The following is a 340-nucleotide window of genomic DNA, read 5'->3' as shown; positions in this document are numbered from 1 at the left end:
AGAAGTGAAACGCAATCGCGCCGATGGTAGTGTGGGGTCTCCCCATGTGAGAGTAGGTCATTTCCAGGCGCCACTTTGATGCTTACTTTTTTAGAAAAAGTAAGATAAAAAATTATCTAGATGCAGTGAATATTCACATAAGACTCATAGATAAAATTGACAATTTTGCTGATATGGCTCAGTCGGTAGAGCGCATCCTTGGTAAGGATGAGGTCCCCAGTTCGATTCTGGGTATCAGCACCACTAACATGAAAATTAAAGAATTTGTCTGGAAACCATAGCATTGTGGTCCCACCTGATCCCATTCCGAACTCAGAAGTGAAACGCAATCGCGCCGATG

The 340-nt window shown here is 43.2% G+C and carries 1 tRNA gene and 1 rRNA gene; both read left to right on the top strand.

Annotated features, from left to right (window positions below):
• Positions 1 to 167 precede the first annotated feature (167 nt).
• Positions 168 to 243: transfer RNA gene (locus Q0791_RS25115), tRNA-Thr, on the top strand.
• Between the two features lie 24 nt (positions 244 to 267).
• Positions 268 to 340: ribosomal RNA gene (gene rrf / locus Q0791_RS25110) — 5S ribosomal RNA — on the top strand; the annotation flags it as partial.

It is taken from the genome of uncultured Shewanella sp., from assembly GCF_947495455.1.
In the GTDB taxonomy this organism is placed as follows: domain Bacteria; phylum Pseudomonadota; class Gammaproteobacteria; order Enterobacterales; family Shewanellaceae; genus Shewanella.
The sequence above is the reverse complement of the archived record's forward strand: the minus strand, read 5'-3'. Positions and strand labels throughout refer to the sequence as shown.